The following is a 19,060-nucleotide window of genomic DNA, read 5'->3' on the forward strand; positions in this document are numbered from 1 at the left end:
ACGTCGGCGGGCCCGCCGACGTGGGTGGGCGGTTCCAGTTCGGGCCGCTGGTTGAGGATGTCCCGTTCGAGGGTGCGCAGGGCCTCCCCCGGTTCCACGCCGAGTTCCGCGACCAGCCGGGCGCGCAGGGACCGGTAGGCGGCGAGCGCCTCGTGCTGCCGGCCGCACCGGTACGCGGCGAGCATCAGCAGCCCGCAGAGGCGTTCCCGCAGGGGGTCCGCGGTGACGGCGAGTTCGAGCTCACCGACGACGTCCTGGTGCCGTCCCCGGGCCAGTTCCGCCTCGAACCGGTCCTCGACGGCGGAGGCGCGGGCCTCCCGGAGCACGTTCAGCTCCGGCCAGTCGAACCCCAGCTCCACGAGGTCCGCCAGGGGCTCTCCCCGCCACAGCCCGAGGGCCAGGCGCAGGGACTCGGCCGCGCCGGCGGGGTCACCGGCTCGCAGGGCGGCGCGGCCCCGCTCGGCCAGGTCGGTGAACGCGTGGCGGTCGACGCGCGCCGGGTCGACCTGGAGCAGGTAGCCGGGGGCGTGGGTGAGCAGGATCGGTGCGTCCTCCTCGGCGGCGAGCATCCCGCGCAGACCCGACACCGCGTTCTGCAACATCTTCCGCGCGGTGCGTGGCGCGTTGTCGCCCCACATGGTGCGCAGGAGCCTGCTGGTGGGGATGACCTCGTTGCCGTGGAGCAGCAGGTAGGCAAGAACGGCACGTTGGTGCACTCCGGACACCGGGAGCGGTGCGCCACCTCGCGACACCGACAGCGGCCCCAGTACTCCGAACTCCATGGTCCTCCTCCTGTCGGTACAACACCCCCCTGCTGGGGGAACGTTATGTCCGCGACCAGTAAGGAAAACCTCACTACCTCGTTGGCGAATCGGTGATTGGCCAACATCGCACCACCTGATCATCACCATCCGTGACCACAGCCTGGTGGGCCGTCGCTCTCCGCGTCCCGGGCGAGCGGATGGCCCGCCCGGAACCACCGTCGGGACAGTCGTGACAGGAGGAGCCCCGCACCGGGTGGCGCCGTTCCACCCCGTCGCCGAGGTACCGCACCTGGAGACCGCGACCAGGCGACCGGCTGAACCCTGGGACGCCTGCCACGAACAGTCGTGGGACACCGCTGGCGGGGCGCGGCTCGCCTCCTCCGCGATCACGACCTCGCGGCCAAGGGCACTGCCCACATCAGCCAGGGGGACGCGGGGACGACTCGATCAGGGGCACCACCCGCGCCCGCTTGCCCGGAACAGCCCCGCGTGCGCGGGGACGACTACCTGCAGGATTCCAGCGGCCAGCCGCGCCCGGGAACAGCCCCGCGTGCGCGGGGACGACCATGGAGGACACCGGCCGGTCGGCGGTGCAGACGGAACAGCCCCGCGTGCGCGGGGACGACCGGCCAGCGCTGCGCGCAGCATCGAGCCGGACCGGAACAGCCCCGCGTGCGCGGGGACGACGCCGTTGCCTTGGTCGCCGCCCCCAGGCCGTCGGGAACAGCCCCGCGTGCGCGGGGACGACAGGCAGGTCCTTCGCGGCGAGCCAGCAGCGGTGGGAACAGCCCCGCGTGCGCGGGGACGACCTGCTCGCACGTGCGGTTCAACTCCAGACGGAGGGAACAGCCCCGCGTGCGCGGGGACGACCCCGTTCGCAGACAGAGCCGGCTGCCGGTCAGCGGAACAGCCCCGCGTGCGCGGGGACGACGGAGTATGCCGGGAATTAGAATCGCGTGTTCAAGGAACAGCCCCGCGTGCGCGGGGACGACTACAGGGAGGCTCAGGAGCGGTTGCGCGGCGGCGGAACAGCCCCGCGTGCGCGGGGACGACCCTTCTTGACCTGCGACGTTACGAGCGACACGACCGATTCTCATTCACTTTCCTGACGGTCTCCCGCATCGCACAGATCCTCCCTGCCCACAGTATGCCGTGCCCCCGCCATGCCGTTCACCTGGCCCGCTGCCGCTCGATCGGGCTTGTCGCGGCCCGGCTTCCTGGTCCGGCAGTCGTGTCGGCTCGACCACGCGAGCCCGCGAGCAAGGAACTGTCCGCATTTCGTGTTTTCCACCAAGTCAGGCCGCACCTGGTGGAACATCCACGACAACGACTCCCGCGCCCCGGAGCGCCCACTCCCCGCACCGCCAGCTGACCTGCGAGTTCTCGTCCGCTCGCACCTCGAACCACGGGCATTGGTCTTCACGACCACTGGCACATTCGACCAGAGCGGGCTGTCCACGCCGCGCGGTTCGGTGGTGCGAGCCACGGGGAGCAGCCACCCTCCGATGTCCGCAGACTCGCCTTCTCCCGGAATTCAGGTCAGGAACTGCCCTAGATTCGGCCACCCCCCGGGCTCGTGGCCGAGGTGACCCAGCGTTCCCTCGCCCTGCTGGCGACCCTGCGGGGCGGACACCCCGTCCCTGGCGAAGTGCTCGCCCGACTCCTGGAGGTCGACCGGCGGACGATCTCCGCCGTGAGGTCGAAGGACGCCGTGGTTACGGCTACGAGGTGGACCCACGACACGGCCCGGCTGGCCTCGTGACGCTGCGATTCGGCAGTGTGACTTCCTCAACTCCGCCTACACGGGCGCCGCCGGCGTCGCCTCCATCCCCCGTCCCCGTTCCGACAGCAGGCGAACCCCCTCGTCGACCAGGGCGGCCGGTACGGGCTCCGCCGCCGGGCCGGCCGGCAGCACGACCGCCGAGACGATCCAGGCCCTACCGTCCTCCCGCCCAGTCAGGTCCGTCCGGATGCCGTCGGCCACCGCACGAGCGTCGGCGGTCGGTGCGGGCAGGACGGCCACGACCAAGGACCCGAACTCGAGGTGAACCCGCCCGCCGGCGGCGCGGAGGTGCGCGTGCACCAGGGCTGCGGCGGCCGCCTCCCGACGGGTCGTCTCGGCGGGCTCCTCGCCGGGCCTGGCCGGGAACTCGGCGGTCACCAGCAGGACGCTTGCCGTTCCGCCGCCACCGGTACCGTCCGCTCCGGGCTCCCCGGACGAGGTGTCCGAAGCGGACCCGGTTCGGAGACGAACGTCCGGTGCGCACACGGCCGGCAGGGCACCGTCCACTTCGCTCCCCCCGATGATCCGCTCCTCCACGGCTCGGCGGAGCCGCAGCAGCTCACGCCACTCGGTCCAGCCCGCCTCCACCGAACCCACCTCCGCGTCGGCGGGCCCGGCCGGCCACACCGCCAGCGCCGAACGAAGCCGGTCGAGGCCCTCGCGCCGTTCCCCGCCCCGCAGGAGGCGGAACCCGTCCTCCGCGCGCCGCCGGAAGAGGCCGGCGTCGACTCGGTCGGGGTCGATGCGCAGGAGGTAGCCCGGGGAGTGGGTGAGCAGCACCGCGCCCCCCGAGGGATCGTCGTCCTGGGCCAGGACTCCCCGCAGCTCGGAGACCGTGTTCTGGATCATCTTCCGGCCCGTCCTCGGTGGTTCGCCGTGCCACAGGGCCGCCAGCAGTTCCTCGATCGACACGACGGAGTTCGCCCGCAGCGCCAGGTAGCGCAGGACCGCGCGGTGCTTCGGGCCGCCGAGCAGCAGGGCCGTACCCCGCGCCTCCGCCCGCACCGCGCCCAGTACACGAATTCGCATCTTTCGGCCCCGCTTTCGGATCAGGCGTCGGTCCAGTGCCGTCGCTCCGCCGTCGTGGTGGGTCGTCCCGCGCCGTGTGCCGTGGGTCCGCCGGCCCGCTCCCCCGTCCCGTCGTGGCCGGACCCGACGGAGCGCGGTACCCCGATGGGAGGGCCACCGCCGGTCACCGGAACGGCGGTGGCCCCGTGGACCGGGCACGCTAGCCATTCGTGCCACCCCGGTGACAGTGCGTGTTTCCACCGTCGGCGCCAGCCGGCGGTAACCGGTGGGCGGGCGCTGACCGGGCGGTGGAAGGTCTCCGGGGGCTTCTGGCGGTGCGGCGGTCGACAATGGCCGGGGACGTGCCCGAGCGCGGGGAGCGGTGGGAGGAGGCCGAGTGGGCGGAGACGACAGGCGTCCTCGCTCGCCGGTCCGCCCCGCGCGGGTTCTGGGCGGGGTGTTCCTCGACGCCGGTCTGTCGGTGTCGGCGTACCTGGTGTTCCGGTGGGCCGGGGCCGGGGATTACCTGGCCTTGCTGGCCGGGACGCTCGTCGCCGGCCTGCGACTGGGCTGGGTCCTGCTGCGCACCCGGCGGCTCGATGCGTTCGCCTTGTTCATGACGGCCACCTTCGCCGTGGGCCTCGGCCTGTCGTTCGTCACGGGCGACGCCCGGTTCCTGCTGCTCAAGGAGTCGGTGGGCACCGCCGCCACCGGACTGCTGTTCCTGCTGACCTGTCTGCTGCGCCGCCCGCTGCTCTACGCGGCGTCCAAGCGCTTCGCCGGGCTCGACGCGGCGGAGTCCACGGCGTGGGATGAGCGGTGGCGGGCCAGCCCGCACTTCCGCCGGCTCTTCTACCTCACCACCACCGTGTGGGGGTTGGGTTTCGTCGCGGAGGCGGTGCTGAGGGTGCCGTTGGTGTTCGTGCTCCCGATCCCGGTGATGGCCACGGTGGGCTCACTGGGCACACCGCTGCTCATCGTGGGCCTGCTGGCGTGGACGCTGTGGTACGGGCCCCACCGGGAACTACGGGTCCAGGAAATCGAACGCGCCGATGCCGCCGGAGCGGCGGGAACGGACCGCGAGAACGCCCACCCAGTCGACACCGAGGCGCGGGACCGGACGACGAGCGGCTGACCGGACCGGTGCGGGCCACCCGGGCCTGCGCTGGCACACCCGCACTTCCCGCCCCCCACCGAAGCACGTCGAGTGCGCGCCATTGCGGGAAGCGACCCACACCCCGCCCGGTTGCCGCTGCGCGGGATGCGAGACACCGGGCACGGCTCTTCGCGGACACACTGGACGAGCGTGCCACCGCCACTCCGCACACCACCGGCGAGCAGCGGCCCTTGCGCTGCTGGATGAGGAGGAGCGCCGAGGCCCACGCGACGTCCTGGTCGTGCGCCCTCCTCTGCCCTTGGGCGTACGACAAGCTCGAACGATCAGTGAGGCCACACCAACGCGGAACCCAGCAGGGACGATCAGCTCCTCGGGTGTTTCCGCGCGGACCGCCGCCCTCACGCTCGTATCAGCCGGACCGGTCCGCGCCGTGCACCGCGCGCACGCGGGCCAGCCGGTCGCGCCACCACGCGGCCTGTTCGGGCTCGACGAGTTCGTAGGTAGCGAGCAATGAGGGGTCCGGGGCTGGTGGCGTGCGAGGCACGGGAAGGAAGCCGTCCACTGCCCGCAGGGAGCCGGGGCCGGACACGAGATCGCTCTCGAACAGCGACAGCGTGCCCAGGCCGCAGGCGAAGTCCAGTTCGGGGAGTGCGGCGGCGAGGGCGACCTGTGCGGCGAGACCGACGCTGGTCTCCAGTGCGGAGGAGACCACGCAGGGAAGCCCGGCGGCTTCGGCGACCCGCAAGGAGCGACGGACGCCACCGAGTGGGGTGCACTTGATCACCGCGACGTCCGCTGCGCCCGCGACGGCCACCCGTAGTGGGTCGTCGGCGCGGCGGATGGATTCGTCGGCGGCGATCCGGACCTCGACAGCCCGCCGGACGATGGCGAGTTCCTCGATGGTACGGCAGGGTTGTTCGACGTACTCCAACCCGCCGGCGGCCTTGTCCAGCTGGCGGATGTGGGACACGGCGGTGTCGGTGTCCCAGACTCCGTTGGCATCGACCCGGATCGCGCCGTCCCGCCCGAGTGCGGCACGAACGGCTTCCACGCGAGCGAGGTCCTCCGGGAGCGACTCGGGGTGATCAGCGACCTTGATCTTCGCGGTCCGACACCCCGAGTTCGCGGTGATCTCATAGGCCCGTTCGGGGCCGACGGCGGGCACGGTGCAGTTGATGGGGATGCGGTCACGCACGGCTGGCGGCCAGCCAATGGCGCACTGCTCGATGGTCGTCGACAACCACCCCGCCGACACGGTGTCGTCGTAGTCGGAGAAGGGGCAGAACTCGCCCCACCCCGCAGGACCTTCGAGCAACATCCCCTCGCGCACGGTGATGCCCCGAAAGCGGGCACGCATGGGAATCGCGTAGATGCGGGCACCCTCGAAGTCGATTCCGGTGGTCATCAGGTGGCGGTGTCCTCGTCTCGGTGGGTACGGGTCACATCGGTGATGCGGTCGTCCAGCTCGCGCGCGTCCGATGAGGTGCTACTCAGCGGACGAACCCGCCGTTGCAGCATATGGAGCCTGTCGAGGACACGGTTGGAGCTGACCTGCCGCGCCATGCGCACGGCGTCCCGTCCAACGGAGGCGGCCTGTTCCAGATCACGGCTGGCCAGGTGAGCGAGGGCAAGGTCAGCCTGGACGAAGCATCGGCTGCGCACCCGCCACGGTTCATAGGTGTCCAACGCCTGTTTGATCAAACTGGCGCCTTGGTCTGGGTCGCCCACGTCGCGCAGACATCGGCCGAGATCGGCTGCGAGTTCGGCTTCGGTGTAAAAGGCCAGCCAGGTGGGTTCCTCGTCGATGCGCGCACGCTCGTAGTGCCGCTCGGCCTTCAACACGGCCGTGCGGGTGGCGGTGGTATCGCCGGACAGCGCGTGATTCTGGCCGACTCCGACGAGACCGGGAACATGTCGGTGGCAGAGGTCGAAGCGCGAATCACCAACAAGACCACGGCGATTATGGTGACGCACCTCTGGGGTACTCCGGCCGACATCGACGCACTGCTCGCCCTGGCCAACCGTCACGGCCTAGCCCTGCTAGAGGACGCCTCGCACGCCCACGGCGCCACCGTCCACGGCCAGAAGGTTGGCACGTTCGGTCACACAGCCGCCTTCTCGATGAACGGTCCGAAGCCCCTGTCGGCAGGCGAAGGCGGCTTCGTGCTGACCGATGACGACGATGTGTACCACCGCGTCCTGCTACACGGTCACTACAACAAGCGGTGCCGAAACGAGATCCCCGCCACCAGCCCGATGCACCCCTACGCCGTAACCGGTATGGGGCTGAAGTTTCGCATCCACCCACTGGCCGCGTCCATCGCTCTCGATCAGCTCGGTTCGCTGGACGACTACCTCAACGGAAGGGAGAACGTCGCCCGTTACCTGTGCAACCAGCTCGGCGAGCTCCCCGGCATCGCCGTGCCGAGGACCCCGGACGGCGTACGGCCCGCCTGGTACGGCCTGCCGCTGACCTACGTTCCAGAGGAACTGGGCGGCCTCCCGGTCAAGCGCTTTCATGAAGCGCTGCTCGCGGAAGGACTCAAGGAGGTTGATCAGCCCGGTTCGATCTGCCCACTCAGTCGGTTCCCGCTGTTCCGCGACCCCGCGCCGGTGTTCCCGCACTACCCGCACCGGAAACGGGTGGCATACCGCGAGGGGCAGTTTCCCGTGGCCGAGCAGATCTGGCAGCACACCCTGAAGCTGCCCGTCTGGCACCGGGAGGAGGACTTGCCGCTGGTGGATCGCTACATCGATGGACTGCGCAAGGTGATCGAACACCACACCGAACTACTAGGGTAGGTTCCATGATCGACGCTTCCGTGCTCGCTCAACTCACCGCTCAGGCCGCTGAGGACGGCGTTCAGCAACTCGTCGTCGGCGCGATCGTACAGAATCACAACAAGGTGCTGCTTCTCAAGCGTCCCGCAGACGACTTCATGGGCGGCATCTTCGAGCTGCCCAGCGGCAAGGTGGAGAGTGGCGAAAACCTTGACACTGCTACCGTCCGCGAGGTCCAGGAGGAAACCGGTCTCGCCACCACTGATATCACCGAATACATCGGCAGCTTCGACTACACCTCGGGCAGCGGAAAGAAGAGCAGGCAGTTCAACTTCGCCGTCGTCGTGGCTGATGCCGGTGAGGTCAGGCTCAGCGAACACGACGCCTACGTGTGGGCTGCACTGAACGAGGACCTGCCCGTGACCGACGCCGTCAAGGGGGTGTTCGACAAGTACAAGCAGCTGCGTGCTGCCTGAGGCCGCTCTCCATGCTCCCCACGTCGCCTCAAGGACGCGGGGAGCATGGGCTATCCGGGGACGAGGAAGCTGGCACCCCAAGCCACGACTCTCGGAAAGATCCAAGGAGTGCGGGTCGACGAGACGGAACCCTCTTCACGATCTACGCCCGCTAGGGCATTGACCTCAACACGATCCCCGAACTGAGAATCTGCCCCTCACGTTCCCCATCACCGGCGCCCGCGAACGGCCAGCTACCGCGTGGCATGGGCTTCGTCGGGGAGGCCGCGCTGCGGGTGCCGTTGGTGTTCGCGCTCCCGATCCCGGTGATGGCCACCGCGGGCTCCATCACTGGGGACAGGCGCACCGCGTCCACGGTGCGCCTGCTCCAGGTCACTGGGTGTCGAGGTCGTCGAACTCGCCGGCCTTGCAGCCCTTGATCCACTCGGCCATCTCGGCGCGGGTGAAGAACACGACGCCCGCGTCGGGGTGCTTGCTGTTGCGCATCGCGATGGTGCCGTTGGCGAGCGGGGCCACCTCGACGCAGTTGCCGCCCCCTGGGCCACCGCTACCCGAGAAGCTGCTCCCTTATCGAACGTGCACCGGGTGGCCTTCGTAAGACGACCACAGTTGCCCAGGGTGATTTCATGACTACGGTTCGAGAAACCGACGACGCGGCGGTCTCGCTCCGCGCGGCCATGGTGAGCGAGCTCCACGAGATGGGCGTCTTCCAGTCCGAGGCGGTCGCGAAGGCCGTTGCGGCAGTGCCCCGGCACCTGTTCGCGGAGGGCGAGCCACTGGAGGCGGCGTATGCCGCCAACAAGGCCCTGGTGATCAAGCGCGACGGCGACGGCAACGCCCTGAGCTCTCTGTCTGACACGCATATCCAGGCGGTGATGCTGGAGCAGGCCGAGATCGAGCCGGGGATGCGCGTGCTCGAGGTGGGCTCCGGCGGCTACAACGCCGCCCTGCTCGCGGAGTTGGTCGGGGAGACGGGCACGGTGGTCAGCGCCGACATCGACGAGCAGATCGTGGAGCGTGCCCGCCGCTGCCTGGACGCGGCCGGCTACGGCCGGGTCCAGGTGGTGTTGGCCGACGCCGAGGGCGGCGTGCCCGAGCACGCGCCGTTCGATCGGATCATCGTCACCGCGGGCGCGTGGGACATTCCCTCTGCCTGGCGGGAGCAGATGTCTGACCGGGGCCGGATCGTCGTCCCGCTGCGGATGCGGGGCATCACCCGGTCGTTCGCATTCGACCGCGACTCCACCGATCTCGTCAGCGCCAGCTACCGACTGTGTGGCTTCGTGCCGATGCAGGGCAGCGGCGCCTACACCGAGCGGCTGCTTACGGTCACGGACGGGGTCGCTCTGCAACTTGACGACCAGCGTCAGGAGTTCGACATCGAGGCCCTGGCCGCCGCCGTACGGTCGCCGCATTTGGAGGTCTGGTCCGGGGCCGCGTTCGACCTGCCCGACGAGCTGGAGCTGTTCTTGGCGACCAGCACGCCGGACATGGTGATGCTGCACGGCAGCAAGGACCTGGTCGACGAGGGCGTGCTCGCACTGTCGGTGGCGCGCGGCGTCCCGGCCCTGATGGCCGGCGGGAGCTTCGCGTACCGGGCTAAGAGGCCCAACGAGGCGACCGGCGGCTTCGAGAGCGGGGTATTCGCTCACGGGCCCGGAGCCAAGGCAGTCGCCGAGCGGTACGTGGCACTGCTGCGGCGGTGGGCGGCCCATCACCGGCGGCGCGGTGCCGCCGACATCCGGTACACCCCGATGCCCGAAGGGGCGGCCGAGCCGTCCGCAGGGATCGTGGCGAAGCGACTGGGAGCCGTCGAGGTCTCCTGGTCCTAGGCTCCCTGTCCCTGGCGGGGAGCCGGGGGCAGGGCTGTGTGCACCACCCGACTCTCAAGGGAGGTTGTTGTGTCCGTGCAGTCCAAAGAAGCGGTGTCTACGGTCCCCGCGACAGCACAGGCCCCGGCCGGGGGCCAGGTCGACGGCTGGGACCTGGATGTCTCCATCGTCGAGACCGGCCCCGAGGCCGACCGGCTCATCCAAATGACCGACGACGGCTGCGGTCAGACCTGCGAGTCCGCCTGCTCGACGAACGCGGTGGAGCCCACCCGCCGCACCCATCCGCTGGTGCGGTTCCTCACCGAAGCCCCCACGCCATGAGCGTCCCGTGCACCACCTTCGACTGGGGAACGGCAGCCAGCCTGCCGTTCCTGCCGGCCCTGCGCTACGGACGCACGATCCTCTCCCCGGCCCGCTGGCGCCTCACCGCCGCCGACCTCGCCGGCCCCACCACCGCCGGGGTCGGTGGGAGCGATCCCTGTCCGCCCGGCGCGACCAGATGCGGGTGCCGGGCGCCGTATACCTGGGCGACGCCGACCAGCGCCTCCGCCTGGACCTGGCCGAGCCCTCCCACCGGGCCCTGCTGTACACCCACATGCGGCGGCACGGCAGCGCGGTCCTGCGCGCCGAGTCCGCCGCCGACGCGGGCTGGATCAACGGCCATCCCCACGACGTCACCATCCCCCTCACCACCACCAGCCGCCCGGTCAAGGAGCCGTACTGGCCAGGCAACGCCCCGGTGACGGGACGCGAGCACGGTCGTCTGCCCGGCTGCGACGGGCGGTTCCTCCTCAAGCTCTACGCACACCGCGACCGCGACGCCAGCATCCTCGCCCGCCACGTTCCGGACCTGCTCCACCAGTTGGCGGGCGAGGTGCGGTGGTGGTTCCTGCCTACCGTGACCCCGACGAGCACCTGCGGCTGCGCCTGACCGTCCCCGACAGCCGGTACGCCGACGCCGCCGCGGCGATCGGCACCTGGACGGGGTGGCTGCGCCGGGCGGGGCTGCTGGCCCGGGTTCAGTGGGACACCGACTTCCCCGAGACCGCCCGCTTCGGCGGCCCCCAGGCATGGGAGGCCGTTGAGGCGTACTTCGCCGCGGACTCCCGGGCCGCTGTCGCGCAACTGGCGGCCTGCACGGCCACCGGCGGGCCCGACCGGCAGGCCCTGACCGCGGCCAGCCTGCTCGATGTGGCCATCGGTCCAGCAATTCCAGTACGGGCGATTCGTCACCTTGGCCACCTGACGACGTCCGGGACGCTATGAGGGCGCGCGGTCCCGGGGTTGTCTCCGTGCTGGCGCATTACGCTCTGGGCATGCCGCTGTTCTCAGACACTGAGGTCCGGCCCCGGAGTGGGCTGCGGAAGCGACGGTCGGTCAGGTGCTGGGCGAGTTGATCACGCAGGCGAAGGCCGGGCACGTGGTGTACCTGACCGGCCCGGAGGACGACGCCGTAGCCGTCGCCCCGATCGAGGTTGTTCGTGCCGGGCTCGCCGCGCTGGGCCGCGGTGAGCGAGCGCCGGAGTAGCTAGATCAAGCGGCTGGTGAAGCCCGCGTCGACGAGCCGCTGGTAGGCGGCGTCCACCTGCTCGGGCACGTCCTGCTCGATGGCGAAGCCGAGGCGGGCGTACTCGGTGATGCGCTGGGTGTCGCCGACGAGCATGTTGATGACCCTGTCGACGTCGCCGATGGAGGCGATGTACTCGTCGAGTGGCAGTGGCCGGGACGAGCAGATGACCTCGACCTCGGGCCACACCTTGCGGGAGGTCGCGTAGGCGCGTCGCTGCTGGTAGGGCCGGGAGATCAGCATGACCGAGGACGGGTGGACACCCGCGTCGGCGAGGACCTGGCGGGTGTTGGTGAGGTTCTGGCTGGTGTTGGTCGCCTCGGTCTCGATGAGGATCGCGTCGGCGGGGACACCGAGTTCGATGGCGTGTTCGCGGTAGTGGACGGCCTCCCCGCGGGGGAAGCGTTCGATGGTGGTGGGGGCGTTGGCGCCGGTGAACACGATCCGCTCGAACAGGCCCTGCTGGTAGAGCTGGGCGGTGTGGATGGCGACGCCGAGGTCGTGGGACCCGAGGCCGATGCCGACGTCGCAGCGGCGGGGCTGGTGGCCCATGTCGTGGTAGGCCCACAGGGTTTCGACGTCGGCACGCAGGTTCGCAGGCAGTTCGGTGGTCGCCATGACCGGCAAGGTTACGGGCGGCGCGGGTCGGTGCCGCGCACGCCCATCCGGTGCGCCAGCTCGATGGCCCGGTCCGCGGGCCGGGGGTGGCGGATCATCTCGCGGACCAGCAGCCGGGACAGCCGGTGGTAGCGGACCTGTTCGGGGGCGTAGGTCTCCGCTTCGAGCAGCAGCGCGAGGGCGTCGTCGGCGCGGTTCCAGCGCACGAACGCCCGCGCGATCTCGATGGCGTGCCGGACGCGCCGCTCGACCGGGAGTGCGCGGGTGTCGACGCGGGGGCCGAGGTCGACGGCGACCTGGACATCGCCGAGTTCCATCGCGGCGGTGACGCGGTGGATGGCGACGTTGGTGGGGCCGAACGCGGTCCACAGGTGAATGGCGTCGTGCCCGATCCGGGTGGCGGCCATGTCGGCCTCGGACAGGAACGTGGTGGTGTCGGTGCGGTCCTCGCGCCGCGATGAGGCGACAGCGCCGACCAGGTGCAGCATCCCGTAGACCGACAGGTACTCCGGGGTGGCGTCGCCGAGGCCGGGTTCGAGGTGGTCGGCGGCGGCGCGGGTGAGCGCGACGGCCTGCTCGAACTCGCCGATCGAGACCAGGGCGTGGGCGACGGAGCGGTAGAGGGAGCCGATCATCAGGTTGTCGCCGCTGGTGTGGGCTGCGGCCAGGCCACGGGTGGCGGAGATCGCGGCGAGGTCGGCTTCGCCGAGTTTGGTGAGGAACGCGGTGGCGACCTGGTGGGCGCTCGCGGCTAGGGCGTGGGCGCGCAGGCCGTCGTCGCTGCCTGTGCCGTAGTGCTGGCAGGCGGCCTGGATGTCGGTGATCAGCAGCGGCAGTCGCTGGGTGAGCCGGGCGTAGCGGGAGTTCTGGTAGTCCTCCCATTGCGCGGCGATCTCGCCGGCAAGGGCGTCCAGTCGCGGGGGCTCGGCGGGCTGATGGGCGATGAGGAACTGGCGGTGGTCCATCAGCGCGACCCGCAGCGCGGGAACGGTGCGGCGGCCGGACTCGTCGGCCCAGGCCATGAGCACGGGTTCGCCGATCAGGTCGCCGAGGGAGATGTCCAGCGCGGTGGCGAGCAGGCGCAGCACGGAGAGCCGGTCGACCGGGAGCACGTCGTGCTCGACCTTGCGCAGCCAGTCCTCGCTGCGGGCGACCAGCCCGGCCAGCACGGCCTGGGTCATCCCGCGGCGCTGCCGGTAAAACGCCACACGCTGGCCGATGGTCATGTCGTCGGTCATCCCTCGCATGAGGTTCAACCTTCCAGCTCCGGTGGTGACGAACCCAGAGAAATACTCCCGGTTCACCACATTCGCCGCACCTAGCGTCCTGAGCCAAGCACTCCCCGTGACATAGGGCCACGGGGAGAGATCGTCCCACGCCAGCGTGTGAGCGAACCGGGGAGCGACCATGCCCATGGTCAAGCGGACACACGACGAAGCAGCACCGACTCCTACCGTGCCGGGCGTGCCCCGACCGGTCGGCACGGCAGGTTCCCACCCCGGCCGGGGCCGGTCATGACCGGCTGGGGCCTGGTCGTGGCGGTCGCGGTGGCCCTGGGCTGTGTGGTCACCCCGGTGCTGGCCGGGTGGGCGATCAACGCCTGGTGCACCCGCCGCAGGCTGGCCCGCTGCCGGGCGGCGGAGCTGCGCCACCACGTGGACGAGATCCGTGAACGCAACCGGCGGGCGCTGCCCGGCCCGGCGCAGCCCCACCGGCTGCGGCCGGTCCCCGGCCAGGTCGCGTCGTGAAGCCCGCGCGCACGGCCCGGCGGTGGCGCCCCAGGTGGCGGTGGCGCCCCAGCCGGTCGTGGCGCCGAGCCGGAGACAGAGCTGATCTTCCTGGACCAGCCCACCGTCCGGTTCGCGGCTCGCCTGTACATGCCTGGGCGGGCCGGGCTCCGGGTCGCGCCATACGCCTCCGCCGGCTGGAGAACCCAGCCGATCCCCCGCCTGGCCGCATTCCCAGACCACAACCGACCGAACAGGACACCTCGGTGATGAGCGCTCCACAATCGGCGGCCCGCCCGCGCGCGGCCCGCCCGGCGTTGACCTTCCCGGTCGGCGACGACCGCTGCCGCCAGTACCGGATCGTCTGCGGCTACTACGAATGCGTGCACGGGCACGTGCTCAAAGTCGGCCACCCGCGGCGGGGTGGGCGACGATGAGCCTGGACTACACGCCTGAGCGGTACCGGGCGCTACGGCTGGCAGCGGCGGAGTTGATCGTCTGCGACCGCACGGTGCTGCGCCGCCGCGACACCGTCGACCTGCCGCCCGAGGTGTTCGCGGCGCTGCTCGTCCTGGACCGCGGCGGCTACCTGCAGCACCAACTCCCCGAACCCGACGGCGACCTGGCGGTGCGGCCGGTCGGGTTGAGCCTGCCCGGGATGCAGCTGCTGATCTCGTTCAACCACGCACATTTCCTGCGCGGACCGCAGAGCCGGTGACCTGCGATGACCCACGGGAACGAGCCGCCGGTGTGGTGGGGAACCAACCGGGCGAACAGCGCCTTCTACGCCGGCCGCACGCACGTGGTGTGGCCCAGCAGTGGCCGGGTCGGGCTGTGCGGGCTGCCAGTGGACGACCTGTGGGAGCTACGGCCGTCGGTGCCGGAGCTGCTGTGCCCGGACTGCTGCCTGCTGGCCATGGCCGCGCTGTTCCCGGCCTTCCCCCACGACACCCGCGCCGAGACCGGCCGACATGACCTCGCCCCGCCCTGGCCCTCGCACGACACGGGGCCTGCCGGGCACTGATCAGCGCACAAACCGTCCAACACCGACAGTACGGAGGATTCGATGCGCGATTTGGGCGTGTCCCAACGTGATCTGCTCGTTCAGGCGATCGCGCACGCGACCGGCGACATGCCCACGGTGGGCAGCGCGGTCTGGCGGGCGCCTCTGGCCCAGCCCAACCGCCTCCACGCGGCGCTGCGCGACTGCGCCGGCGGGAGAACGGTCGTGGTGACCGGGACGCTGGACAGGCGGCTGGTGCTCATCGAGCAGAAGCCTGGCGGGACCGGGACGTGGACGGTCGCGGACCTGTCCGGCCAACCGCACGACACCCGGACCTGGCCAGGCTGGACCAAGGACAACCTGCTCATCGCCGATCCGGGCAGCTGGCTGTCGGCGGCGGAGATCACCGCCGAGGGCCGCCACCGGCTGGCGCGGCCCCGGCTGCTGCTGGCCTCGCTCTACCACCCGGAGAACTTCCCGCTGCCCCGCTTCCCGCTGGCCATCTCCGACCTCGCCAGGGCGGCCCGCTCCACCCTGTTGGGGCAGGTGGAGCTGCTGGACATGCAGCTCGGCGCGGAACTCGACGACATCACCGCGCGGGCGACCAGCGGCGAGATCGACATCGTCGGCATCTCGGCGACCTTCGGCCAACACGACCTGATGACCCGCCTGCTCGATGAACTCACCGCCATGCCGCAGCCGCCGCTGCTGGTCGCCGGGGGCAGCCTGACGGTGCGCAACGAGAAGATCCTGCTGGAGCGCTACCCGCAGCTCATCATCGGCCGCGGGGCCGGTGAGCCGACGATCGCCGACGTGCTCGGCCACTGGCACGACGACATGGCCGTCCAGCACATCCGCGGGGTCGGCTACGCAGGGGCCGCGCGGGGCGAGGGCACGCTGTCGATCGGGCCTCGCCGCACGCCGGTGGTGGCCAACCGGGTGCAGACCGACATGTGGCCGGAGCTGGACCTGCTGGACCGCACCTTCGCCTGCGGTGGGGTCGCCCAGCTCGAATCGAGCCGGGGGTGCACGAACTACTGCTCGTTCTGCCCGCGCGGCCACAAGGGCCAGTGGGCCGGGGCCTCACCGGACGCGCTGCCGTGGGTGCTGCGCGAGATCGGCGCCGTGGTCGACCGGCACCCGCAGGTCAGCCGGACGCTGTACCTGGTGGACGAGGAGTTCATCGGCCGCGGCGACGACGCGGTCTCCCGCGCTCTGGCCGTCGCGGACACGTTGCAGGAAGCCGGATTCGCCTGGGAGACCTCGTGCCGGGTCGACCAGGCCGTGCGTCTGGACCTCGACCGGGCCTGGCACGTCGAGCGGGCGCACCTGTGGCGGGGCCTGGTCGAGCGCGGTCTTCGCAGGTGCCTGTTCGGGGTGGAGTCCGGGGTGACGTCGATACTGGAGCGGTTCAACAAGGAGACCACCGGTACGCAGAACGCCCTGGCCATCCGCACCCTGACCGCGCTTGGCGTCCCGCCGCGGTTCACCTACATCACCTTCGACCAGCTCATGACCCTCGACGAGCTGCGGCAGACCTACGTCTTCCAGGGGCGCACTGACCTGCTGCTGCGCCCGCAGCCGGGGTTGAGCGTGGAGGAGATCGTCGACGGGGTCCGCGATGAGGAGTGGGTCGCCGCGCACACGACCGGGAAGCCGTTCTACACCGGCATCTCTTACATGCTGGTGTCGATGGAGTGCCTGATCAACGCCGCCTACACCCGCAAGGCCGAGGCCGCCGGGTTGACCGGGGAGGCGGATCCGTCGATGGGGCGGGTGCAGGCTCGGTTCGCCGACTGGCGCATCGGGGTGGCCTCGCACTGGGCGCAGCTGTGGATCGACCGTAACTTCGCCCTGGACTACACCCTCAAGAGCTTGGAGAAGGTCCTCGACGGCGAACCGTATGCACTGGTCCGCGACCTGCGGCGCACCATCAAGACAGCCGGGTACCGGCTGCTCGGCGGCATGGTCGACGCCGCAGGCACCGCCGACACGGCACCCGAGCGGGCCGATGAGCTCAACGACCAGTGCGCGGGCCTGGCCGACCGGCTGCTCGCCGAGCTGCGCGCTGACCTGGACCCGGCGCTCGGCCCGGTCGGTGAGAGCCTGCCCGGCAGGCACCAGGACACCCTGCGCCGCGAGCATGACCGCTGGAGCGCCACGGACGGGTGGCGGCTGATCAACCTGGCGGACCCGTGCGGCACCTGACCACCAGCCAGAGGAGGGATCACCTGATGCAGCGCCGGTTCCTGCGCGGCCTGGCCCGCGAGGTCTCCGCACTCGGGGCGGGCTGCTGGACCATCGGCGGCACCGCCACCAACGGCGGTGTGCCGATCGGCTGGGACGACGTCGATCCCGAGCGCGCCTACGCCGGGCTCCTGCGCGCCCACGAGCTGGGGGTGACGCTGTTCGACACCGCCGACGTCTACGGTCTCGGCCGCTCCGAACGGTTGCTCGGCCGCCTCGTCCGCGACGTTGGACGCGACGGGCTGACGTTGTCGAGCAAGGTCGGCTACTTCGCCGGGACCGCTCGGCACCCGTACTTGCCCGAGCAGATCCGCCGCCAGTTCGACACCACCCTGGACAACCTCGGCACCGACCACCTGGACCTGTACTTCCTGCACAGCACCGACTTCGGCCCCGACGACGAGTACCTGGACGGGGCGGTCGCCGCGCTGCGGGAGCTGCGCGAGCAGGGCATGATCGACGCGATCGGGTTGCGCGCACCCCACACCTTCGCCCTCGAGTGGGCCGATGGCACTGGGCCTCGGGCCGCCGCGACCGCCCGCTGGCTGCGGCTGTTCGACCAGGTCCGGCCCGATGTCGTGACCGTGCGATACAACCTGCTCAGCCCCCGCTATCCCGTGCAGGAGACCGACATCTTCACCTTCGCCCGCCACCACCAGGTCGGCGTGCTCATCAAGCAGGCCCTCGGCCAGGGCCTGATCCTGCGCGACCCGAACCGTCCGCCCCGCGGGTTCAGCCTCGCCGATCACCGCAGCCGCGACCCCGACTTCCAACCTGCTGCCCTCGCCGAGATCGCTCGGCGGCTGGCCGCGCTGCGCGGCCGGTTCGGCACCAGCCCGGCCGCCCTGGCCCGCATTGCCCTGGGCTACGTGCTCGCGCACGCCACCGACGCCGCCGTGCTGGTCGGGTTCCGCGACGCCGAGCAGATCACCACCACGCTCACCAGCCTGGACGACCCGCTCCACCCGGACGAGGTCGCCGAGATCACCGCACTGCTCCACCCCGACACAACCGACGAGAGGACACCCGCCCGTGCAGTACATCGAGGTTGAGAAGAAGTTCGCCCTGCCCGACCCGGCCGCGCTCAAGGCCAAGCTCGAAGCCCTGGGCGCCAAGCCCTCCGAACCGACCCGCCAGGTCGACGCCTACTTCAACGCCCCGCACCGCGACTTCACCGCCCGCGAGGCCATCTCCGAGTGGCTGCGGGTGCGCACCGAGGCACGCGGCTCGTCGGTCAACTTCAAGCGCTGGCACCCGATCAACGAGCTGATCAAGACCCACGCCGACGAGTACGAGACCAAGGTCGACGACGTCGAAGCCATCCGCCGCCTGCTCGAAGCCCTCGACTTCACCCCGCTGGTCACCGTCGACAAGACCCGCGAGGAGTGGAAGCTGCCCGACGTCGAGGTCGTGTTCGACCACGTCGTCGACGCCGGCGACTTCGTCGAGTTCGAGTACAAGGCCGACGCCGCCAACGTCGAGGACGCCACCGAGCAGCTGGAGCAGTTCATCGCCTCCCTCGGCGTTCAGCTCGGCGAGCCGATCAACCGCGGCTACCCACACATCCTCCTCGGCCGCGAGCACTGACACAGCCACACCGGAGCACGCCACAGACGCGGGGACCACTCGAACGAGTGGCCCCGCGTGTTGTCCGAGCTGATCCGGGACTGCCCAACAGACCAGGCGCGACGATGACCGGCGTGGGTAAGGGAAACCGAACCAAAGCCGATCGGCAGGCCCGGACGAACGACCACCAGCCCCGCAAGGGGCCGGCGGCGTATGACCCCGCAGCCAGCCCGTGGGACAGCTATCTCAACACCTCGGCGGAGCAGGGGCACGACGGCGGCCTCCTCGCCGCGATCGCGGGCGAAGCCTTCCAGATGACCGAGACCGGTCCTGGGATGCCGCCGCGAGACCCACAGGAGACCCGGCTGGCGACTCTCGCCGGCGACTACCAGACAACGCCGGGCGAGATCGCCACGATGCTGCGCACCGCCGCCGAGACCGAGGGTCTGACGTGGACCGCCGAAACGCGGCTGGCCACGTTTCACGTGGTCCCCGAGTACAACCTGGTGCTGATCGACAAGGTGATGCGGTCGGAAAGGGCGAACACCACGCCGTCGGCCTGGACCCGGTG

General features: G+C 70.8%; 22 protein-coding genes, 2 pseudogenes and 1 CRISPR repeat array. Of the genes and pseudogenes, 17 read left to right on the plus strand and 7 right to left on the minus strand.

What is annotated here, in order from left to right:
* On the minus strand, window positions 1-782 hold a 782-nt coding region (locus tag ACTIDRAF_RS0208860; protein WP_016698381.1), incomplete at its 3' end, for an AfsR/SARP family transcriptional regulator.
* Between the two features lie 458 nt (window positions 783-1,240).
* A CRISPR array of direct repeats spans window positions 1,241-1,817; the repeat unit is 28 nt; unit sequence GGAACAGCCCCGCGTGCGCGGGGACGAC.
* Window positions 1,818-2,340: 523 nt separating this feature from the next.
* Here ACTIDRAF_RS0208860 and ACTIDRAF_RS0208865 point away from each other — a divergent pair.
* Window positions 2,341-2,526: a hypothetical protein gene (locus ACTIDRAF_RS0208865; protein WP_016698382.1), complete on the plus strand. Its 186-nt coding sequence runs from the start codon at window positions 2,341-2,343 to the stop codon at window positions 2,524-2,526.
* Between the two features lie 36 nt (window positions 2,527-2,562).
* On the opposite strand, the gene ACTIDRAF_RS31890 is transcribed toward ACTIDRAF_RS0208865, so the two are convergent.
* The gene (locus tag ACTIDRAF_RS31890; RefSeq protein ID WP_169533966.1) at window positions 2,563-3,576 is read right to left on the minus strand and encodes an AfsR/SARP family transcriptional regulator; all 1,014 of its coding nucleotides are present in this window, start codon (window positions 3,574-3,576) and stop codon (window positions 2,563-2,565) included.
* A gap of 376 nt (window positions 3,577-3,952) precedes the next feature.
* Between ACTIDRAF_RS31890 and ACTIDRAF_RS27930 the strand changes: the two genes are divergently transcribed.
* The gene (locus ACTIDRAF_RS27930; RefSeq protein ID WP_016698384.1) at window positions 3,953-4,690 is read left to right on the plus strand and encodes a VC0807 family protein; all 738 of its coding nucleotides are present in this window, start codon (window positions 3,953-3,955) and stop codon (window positions 4,688-4,690) included.
* Between the two features lie 391 nt (window positions 4,691-5,081).
* Here ACTIDRAF_RS27930 and ACTIDRAF_RS0208890 read toward each other — a convergent pair whose 3' ends face one another.
* Window positions 5,082-6,077, minus strand: a complete 996-nt coding sequence (locus tag ACTIDRAF_RS0208890; RefSeq protein ID WP_016698385.1) for an o-succinylbenzoate synthase — start codon at window positions 6,075-6,077, stop codon at window positions 5,082-5,084.
* A complete protein-coding gene (locus ACTIDRAF_RS34840; RefSeq protein WP_016698386.1) occupies window positions 6,077-6,514 on the minus strand; it encodes an NsdA family TPR-like regulatory protein in 438 nt (145 codons plus the stop codon). The genes ACTIDRAF_RS0208890 and ACTIDRAF_RS34840 overlap by 1 nt, the downstream gene beginning before the upstream one ends.
* Window positions 6,515-6,550: 36 nt before the next feature.
* Between ACTIDRAF_RS34840 and ACTIDRAF_RS0208900 the strand changes: the two genes are divergently transcribed.
* Complete coding sequence (locus tag ACTIDRAF_RS0208900) at window positions 6,551-7,474, plus strand: DegT/DnrJ/EryC1/StrS family aminotransferase (protein WP_016698387.1); 924 nt, start codon at window positions 6,551-6,553, stop codon at window positions 7,472-7,474.
* A 5-nt stretch (window positions 7,475-7,479) separates the two neighbouring features.
* A complete protein-coding gene (locus tag ACTIDRAF_RS0208905; RefSeq protein WP_016698388.1) occupies window positions 7,480-7,929 on the plus strand; it encodes an NUDIX domain-containing protein in 450 nt (149 codons plus the stop codon).
* Window positions 7,930-8,301: 372 nt separating this feature from the next.
* Here ACTIDRAF_RS0208905 and ACTIDRAF_RS27935 read toward each other — a convergent pair.
* A pseudogene (locus ACTIDRAF_RS27935) lies at window positions 8,302-8,493 on the minus strand (DUF397 domain-containing protein); the annotation flags it as partial.
* 62 nt (window positions 8,494-8,555) lie between these two features.
* Here ACTIDRAF_RS27935 and fxlM point away from each other — a divergent pair.
* The 5 genes and pseudogenes from fxlM to ACTIDRAF_RS33690 all read left to right on the plus strand — a co-directional run bounded on the left by fxlM (window position 8,556) and on the right by ACTIDRAF_RS33690 (window position 11,289).
* Entirely contained in the window at window positions 8,556-9,761 is a 1,206-nt protein-coding gene (fxlM, locus tag ACTIDRAF_RS0208920) for a methyltransferase, FxLD system (protein WP_016698391.1), read from the plus strand.
* Window positions 9,762-9,830: 69 nt separating this feature from the next.
* Entirely contained in the window at window positions 9,831-10,082 is a 252-nt protein-coding gene (locus ACTIDRAF_RS0208925) for an FxLD family lanthipeptide (RefSeq protein ID WP_016698392.1), read from the plus strand.
* Window positions 10,079-10,692 (plus strand): annotated as a pseudogene (locus ACTIDRAF_RS34440) (lantibiotic dehydratase). The gene ACTIDRAF_RS0208925 and the pseudogene ACTIDRAF_RS34440 overlap by 4 nt, the downstream one beginning before the upstream one ends.
* Window positions 10,644-11,027: a thiopeptide-type bacteriocin biosynthesis protein gene (locus ACTIDRAF_RS33685; protein ID WP_026065918.1), complete on the plus strand. Its 384-nt coding sequence runs from the start codon at window positions 10,644-10,646 to the stop codon at window positions 11,025-11,027. The pseudogene ACTIDRAF_RS34440 and the gene ACTIDRAF_RS33685 overlap by 49 nt, the downstream one beginning before the upstream one ends.
* A gap of 115 nt (window positions 11,028-11,142) precedes the next feature.
* Window positions 11,143-11,289, plus strand: coding sequence for a hypothetical protein (locus tag ACTIDRAF_RS33690; RefSeq protein ID WP_016698393.1), 147 nt, complete (start codon window positions 11,143-11,145; stop codon window positions 11,287-11,289).
* On the opposite strand, the gene ACTIDRAF_RS0208945 is transcribed toward ACTIDRAF_RS33690, so the two are convergent.
* Window positions 11,290-11,946: a YdcF family protein gene (locus tag ACTIDRAF_RS0208945; RefSeq protein ID WP_016698394.1), complete on the minus strand. Its 657-nt coding sequence runs from the start codon at window positions 11,944-11,946 to the stop codon at window positions 11,290-11,292.
* 11 nt (window positions 11,947-11,957) lie between these two features.
* The gene (locus ACTIDRAF_RS0208950; protein WP_211215297.1) at window positions 11,958-13,193 is read right to left on the minus strand and encodes a helix-turn-helix domain-containing protein; all 1,236 of its coding nucleotides are present in this window, start codon (window positions 13,191-13,193) and stop codon (window positions 11,958-11,960) included.
* 267 nt (window positions 13,194-13,460) lie between these two features.
* Between ACTIDRAF_RS0208950 and ACTIDRAF_RS0208955 the strand changes: the two genes are divergently transcribed.
* From ACTIDRAF_RS0208955 to ACTIDRAF_RS0208985, 8 genes are all read left to right on the plus strand, one after another.
* On the plus strand, window positions 13,461-13,694 hold the full coding sequence (locus ACTIDRAF_RS0208955) for a hypothetical protein (protein ID WP_016698396.1): 234 nt from the start codon (window positions 13,461-13,463) through the stop codon (window positions 13,692-13,694).
* A gap of 248 nt (window positions 13,695-13,942) precedes the next feature.
* Entirely contained in the window at window positions 13,943-14,110 is a 168-nt protein-coding gene (locus ACTIDRAF_RS33695) for a hypothetical protein (RefSeq protein ID WP_157162932.1), read from the plus strand.
* Window positions 14,107-14,391 (plus strand): hypothetical protein, encoded by a 285-nt coding sequence (locus ACTIDRAF_RS0208960; protein WP_016698397.1) that lies wholly within the window; start codon window positions 14,107-14,109, stop codon window positions 14,389-14,391. Before ACTIDRAF_RS33695 ends, ACTIDRAF_RS0208960 begins: the two co-directional genes overlap by 4 nt.
* Window positions 14,392-14,397: 6 nt before the next feature.
* Window positions 14,398-14,697, plus strand: coding sequence for a hypothetical protein (locus ACTIDRAF_RS0208965; protein ID WP_016698398.1), 300 nt, complete (start codon window positions 14,398-14,400; stop codon window positions 14,695-14,697).
* Between the two features lie 42 nt (window positions 14,698-14,739).
* Complete coding sequence (locus ACTIDRAF_RS0208970) at window positions 14,740-16,884, plus strand: B12-binding domain-containing radical SAM protein (protein WP_211215298.1); 2,145 nt, start codon at window positions 14,740-14,742, stop codon at window positions 16,882-16,884.
* Window positions 16,885-16,910: 26 nt separating this feature from the next.
* The gene (locus tag ACTIDRAF_RS27940) at window positions 16,911-17,975 is read left to right on the plus strand and encodes an aldo/keto reductase (protein WP_016698400.1); all 1,065 of its coding nucleotides are present in this window, start codon (window positions 16,911-16,913) and stop codon (window positions 17,973-17,975) included.
* On the plus strand, window positions 17,956-18,510 hold the full coding sequence (cyaB, locus tag ACTIDRAF_RS0208980) for a class IV adenylate cyclase (RefSeq protein WP_016698401.1): 555 nt from the start codon (window positions 17,956-17,958) through the stop codon (window positions 18,508-18,510). Before ACTIDRAF_RS27940 ends, cyaB begins: the two co-directional genes overlap by 20 nt.
* Before the next feature lie 104 nt (window positions 18,511-18,614).
* On the plus strand, window positions 18,615-19,060 hold a 446-nt coding region (locus tag ACTIDRAF_RS0208985), incomplete at its 3' end, for a hypothetical protein (protein WP_157162933.1).

The sequence above is a fragment of the Actinoalloteichus spitiensis RMV-1378 genome (assembly GCF_000239155.1).
Lineage (GTDB): Bacteria > Actinomycetota > Actinomycetes > Mycobacteriales > Pseudonocardiaceae > Actinoalloteichus_B > Actinoalloteichus_B spitiensis.

What these genes read in the sequence shown, in the direction of transcription:
- ACTIDRAF_RS31890 (WP_169533966.1), bottom strand. Translation starts at nt 3,576, where the DNA reads ATGCGAATTCGTGTACTGGGCGCGGTGCGGGCGGAGGCGCGGGGTACG.
- ACTIDRAF_RS0208890 (WP_016698385.1), bottom strand. Translation starts at nt 6,077, where the DNA reads ATGACCACCGGAATCGACTTCGAGGGTGCCCGCATCTACGCGATTCCC.
- ACTIDRAF_RS0208905 (WP_016698388.1), top strand. Translation starts at nt 7,480, where the DNA reads ATGATCGACGCTTCCGTGCTCGCTCAACTCACCGCTCAGGCCGCTGAG.
- fxlM (WP_016698391.1), top strand. Translation starts at nt 8,556, where the DNA reads ATGACTACGGTTCGAGAAACCGACGACGCGGCGGTCTCGCTCCGCGCG.
- ACTIDRAF_RS0208945 (WP_016698394.1), bottom strand. Translation starts at nt 11,946, where the DNA reads ATGGCGACCACCGAACTGCCTGCGAACCTGCGTGCCGACGTCGAAACC.
- ACTIDRAF_RS0208950 (WP_211215297.1), bottom strand. Translation starts at nt 13,193, where the DNA reads ATGCGAGGGATGACCGACGACATGACCATCGGCCAGCGTGTGGCGTTT.
- ACTIDRAF_RS0208955 (WP_016698396.1), top strand. Translation starts at nt 13,461, where the DNA reads ATGACCGGCTGGGGCCTGGTCGTGGCGGTCGCGGTGGCCCTGGGCTGT.
- ACTIDRAF_RS33695 (WP_157162932.1), top strand. Translation starts at nt 13,943, where the DNA reads ATGAGCGCTCCACAATCGGCGGCCCGCCCGCGCGCGGCCCGCCCGGCG.
- ACTIDRAF_RS0208960 (WP_016698397.1), top strand. Translation starts at nt 14,107, where the DNA reads ATGAGCCTGGACTACACGCCTGAGCGGTACCGGGCGCTACGGCTGGCA.
- ACTIDRAF_RS0208965 (WP_016698398.1), top strand. Translation starts at nt 14,398, where the DNA reads ATGACCCACGGGAACGAGCCGCCGGTGTGGTGGGGAACCAACCGGGCG.
- ACTIDRAF_RS0208970 (WP_211215298.1), top strand. Translation starts at nt 14,740, where the DNA reads ATGCGCGATTTGGGCGTGTCCCAACGTGATCTGCTCGTTCAGGCGATC.
- ACTIDRAF_RS27940 (WP_016698400.1), top strand. Translation starts at nt 16,911, where the DNA reads ATGCAGCGCCGGTTCCTGCGCGGCCTGGCCCGCGAGGTCTCCGCACTC.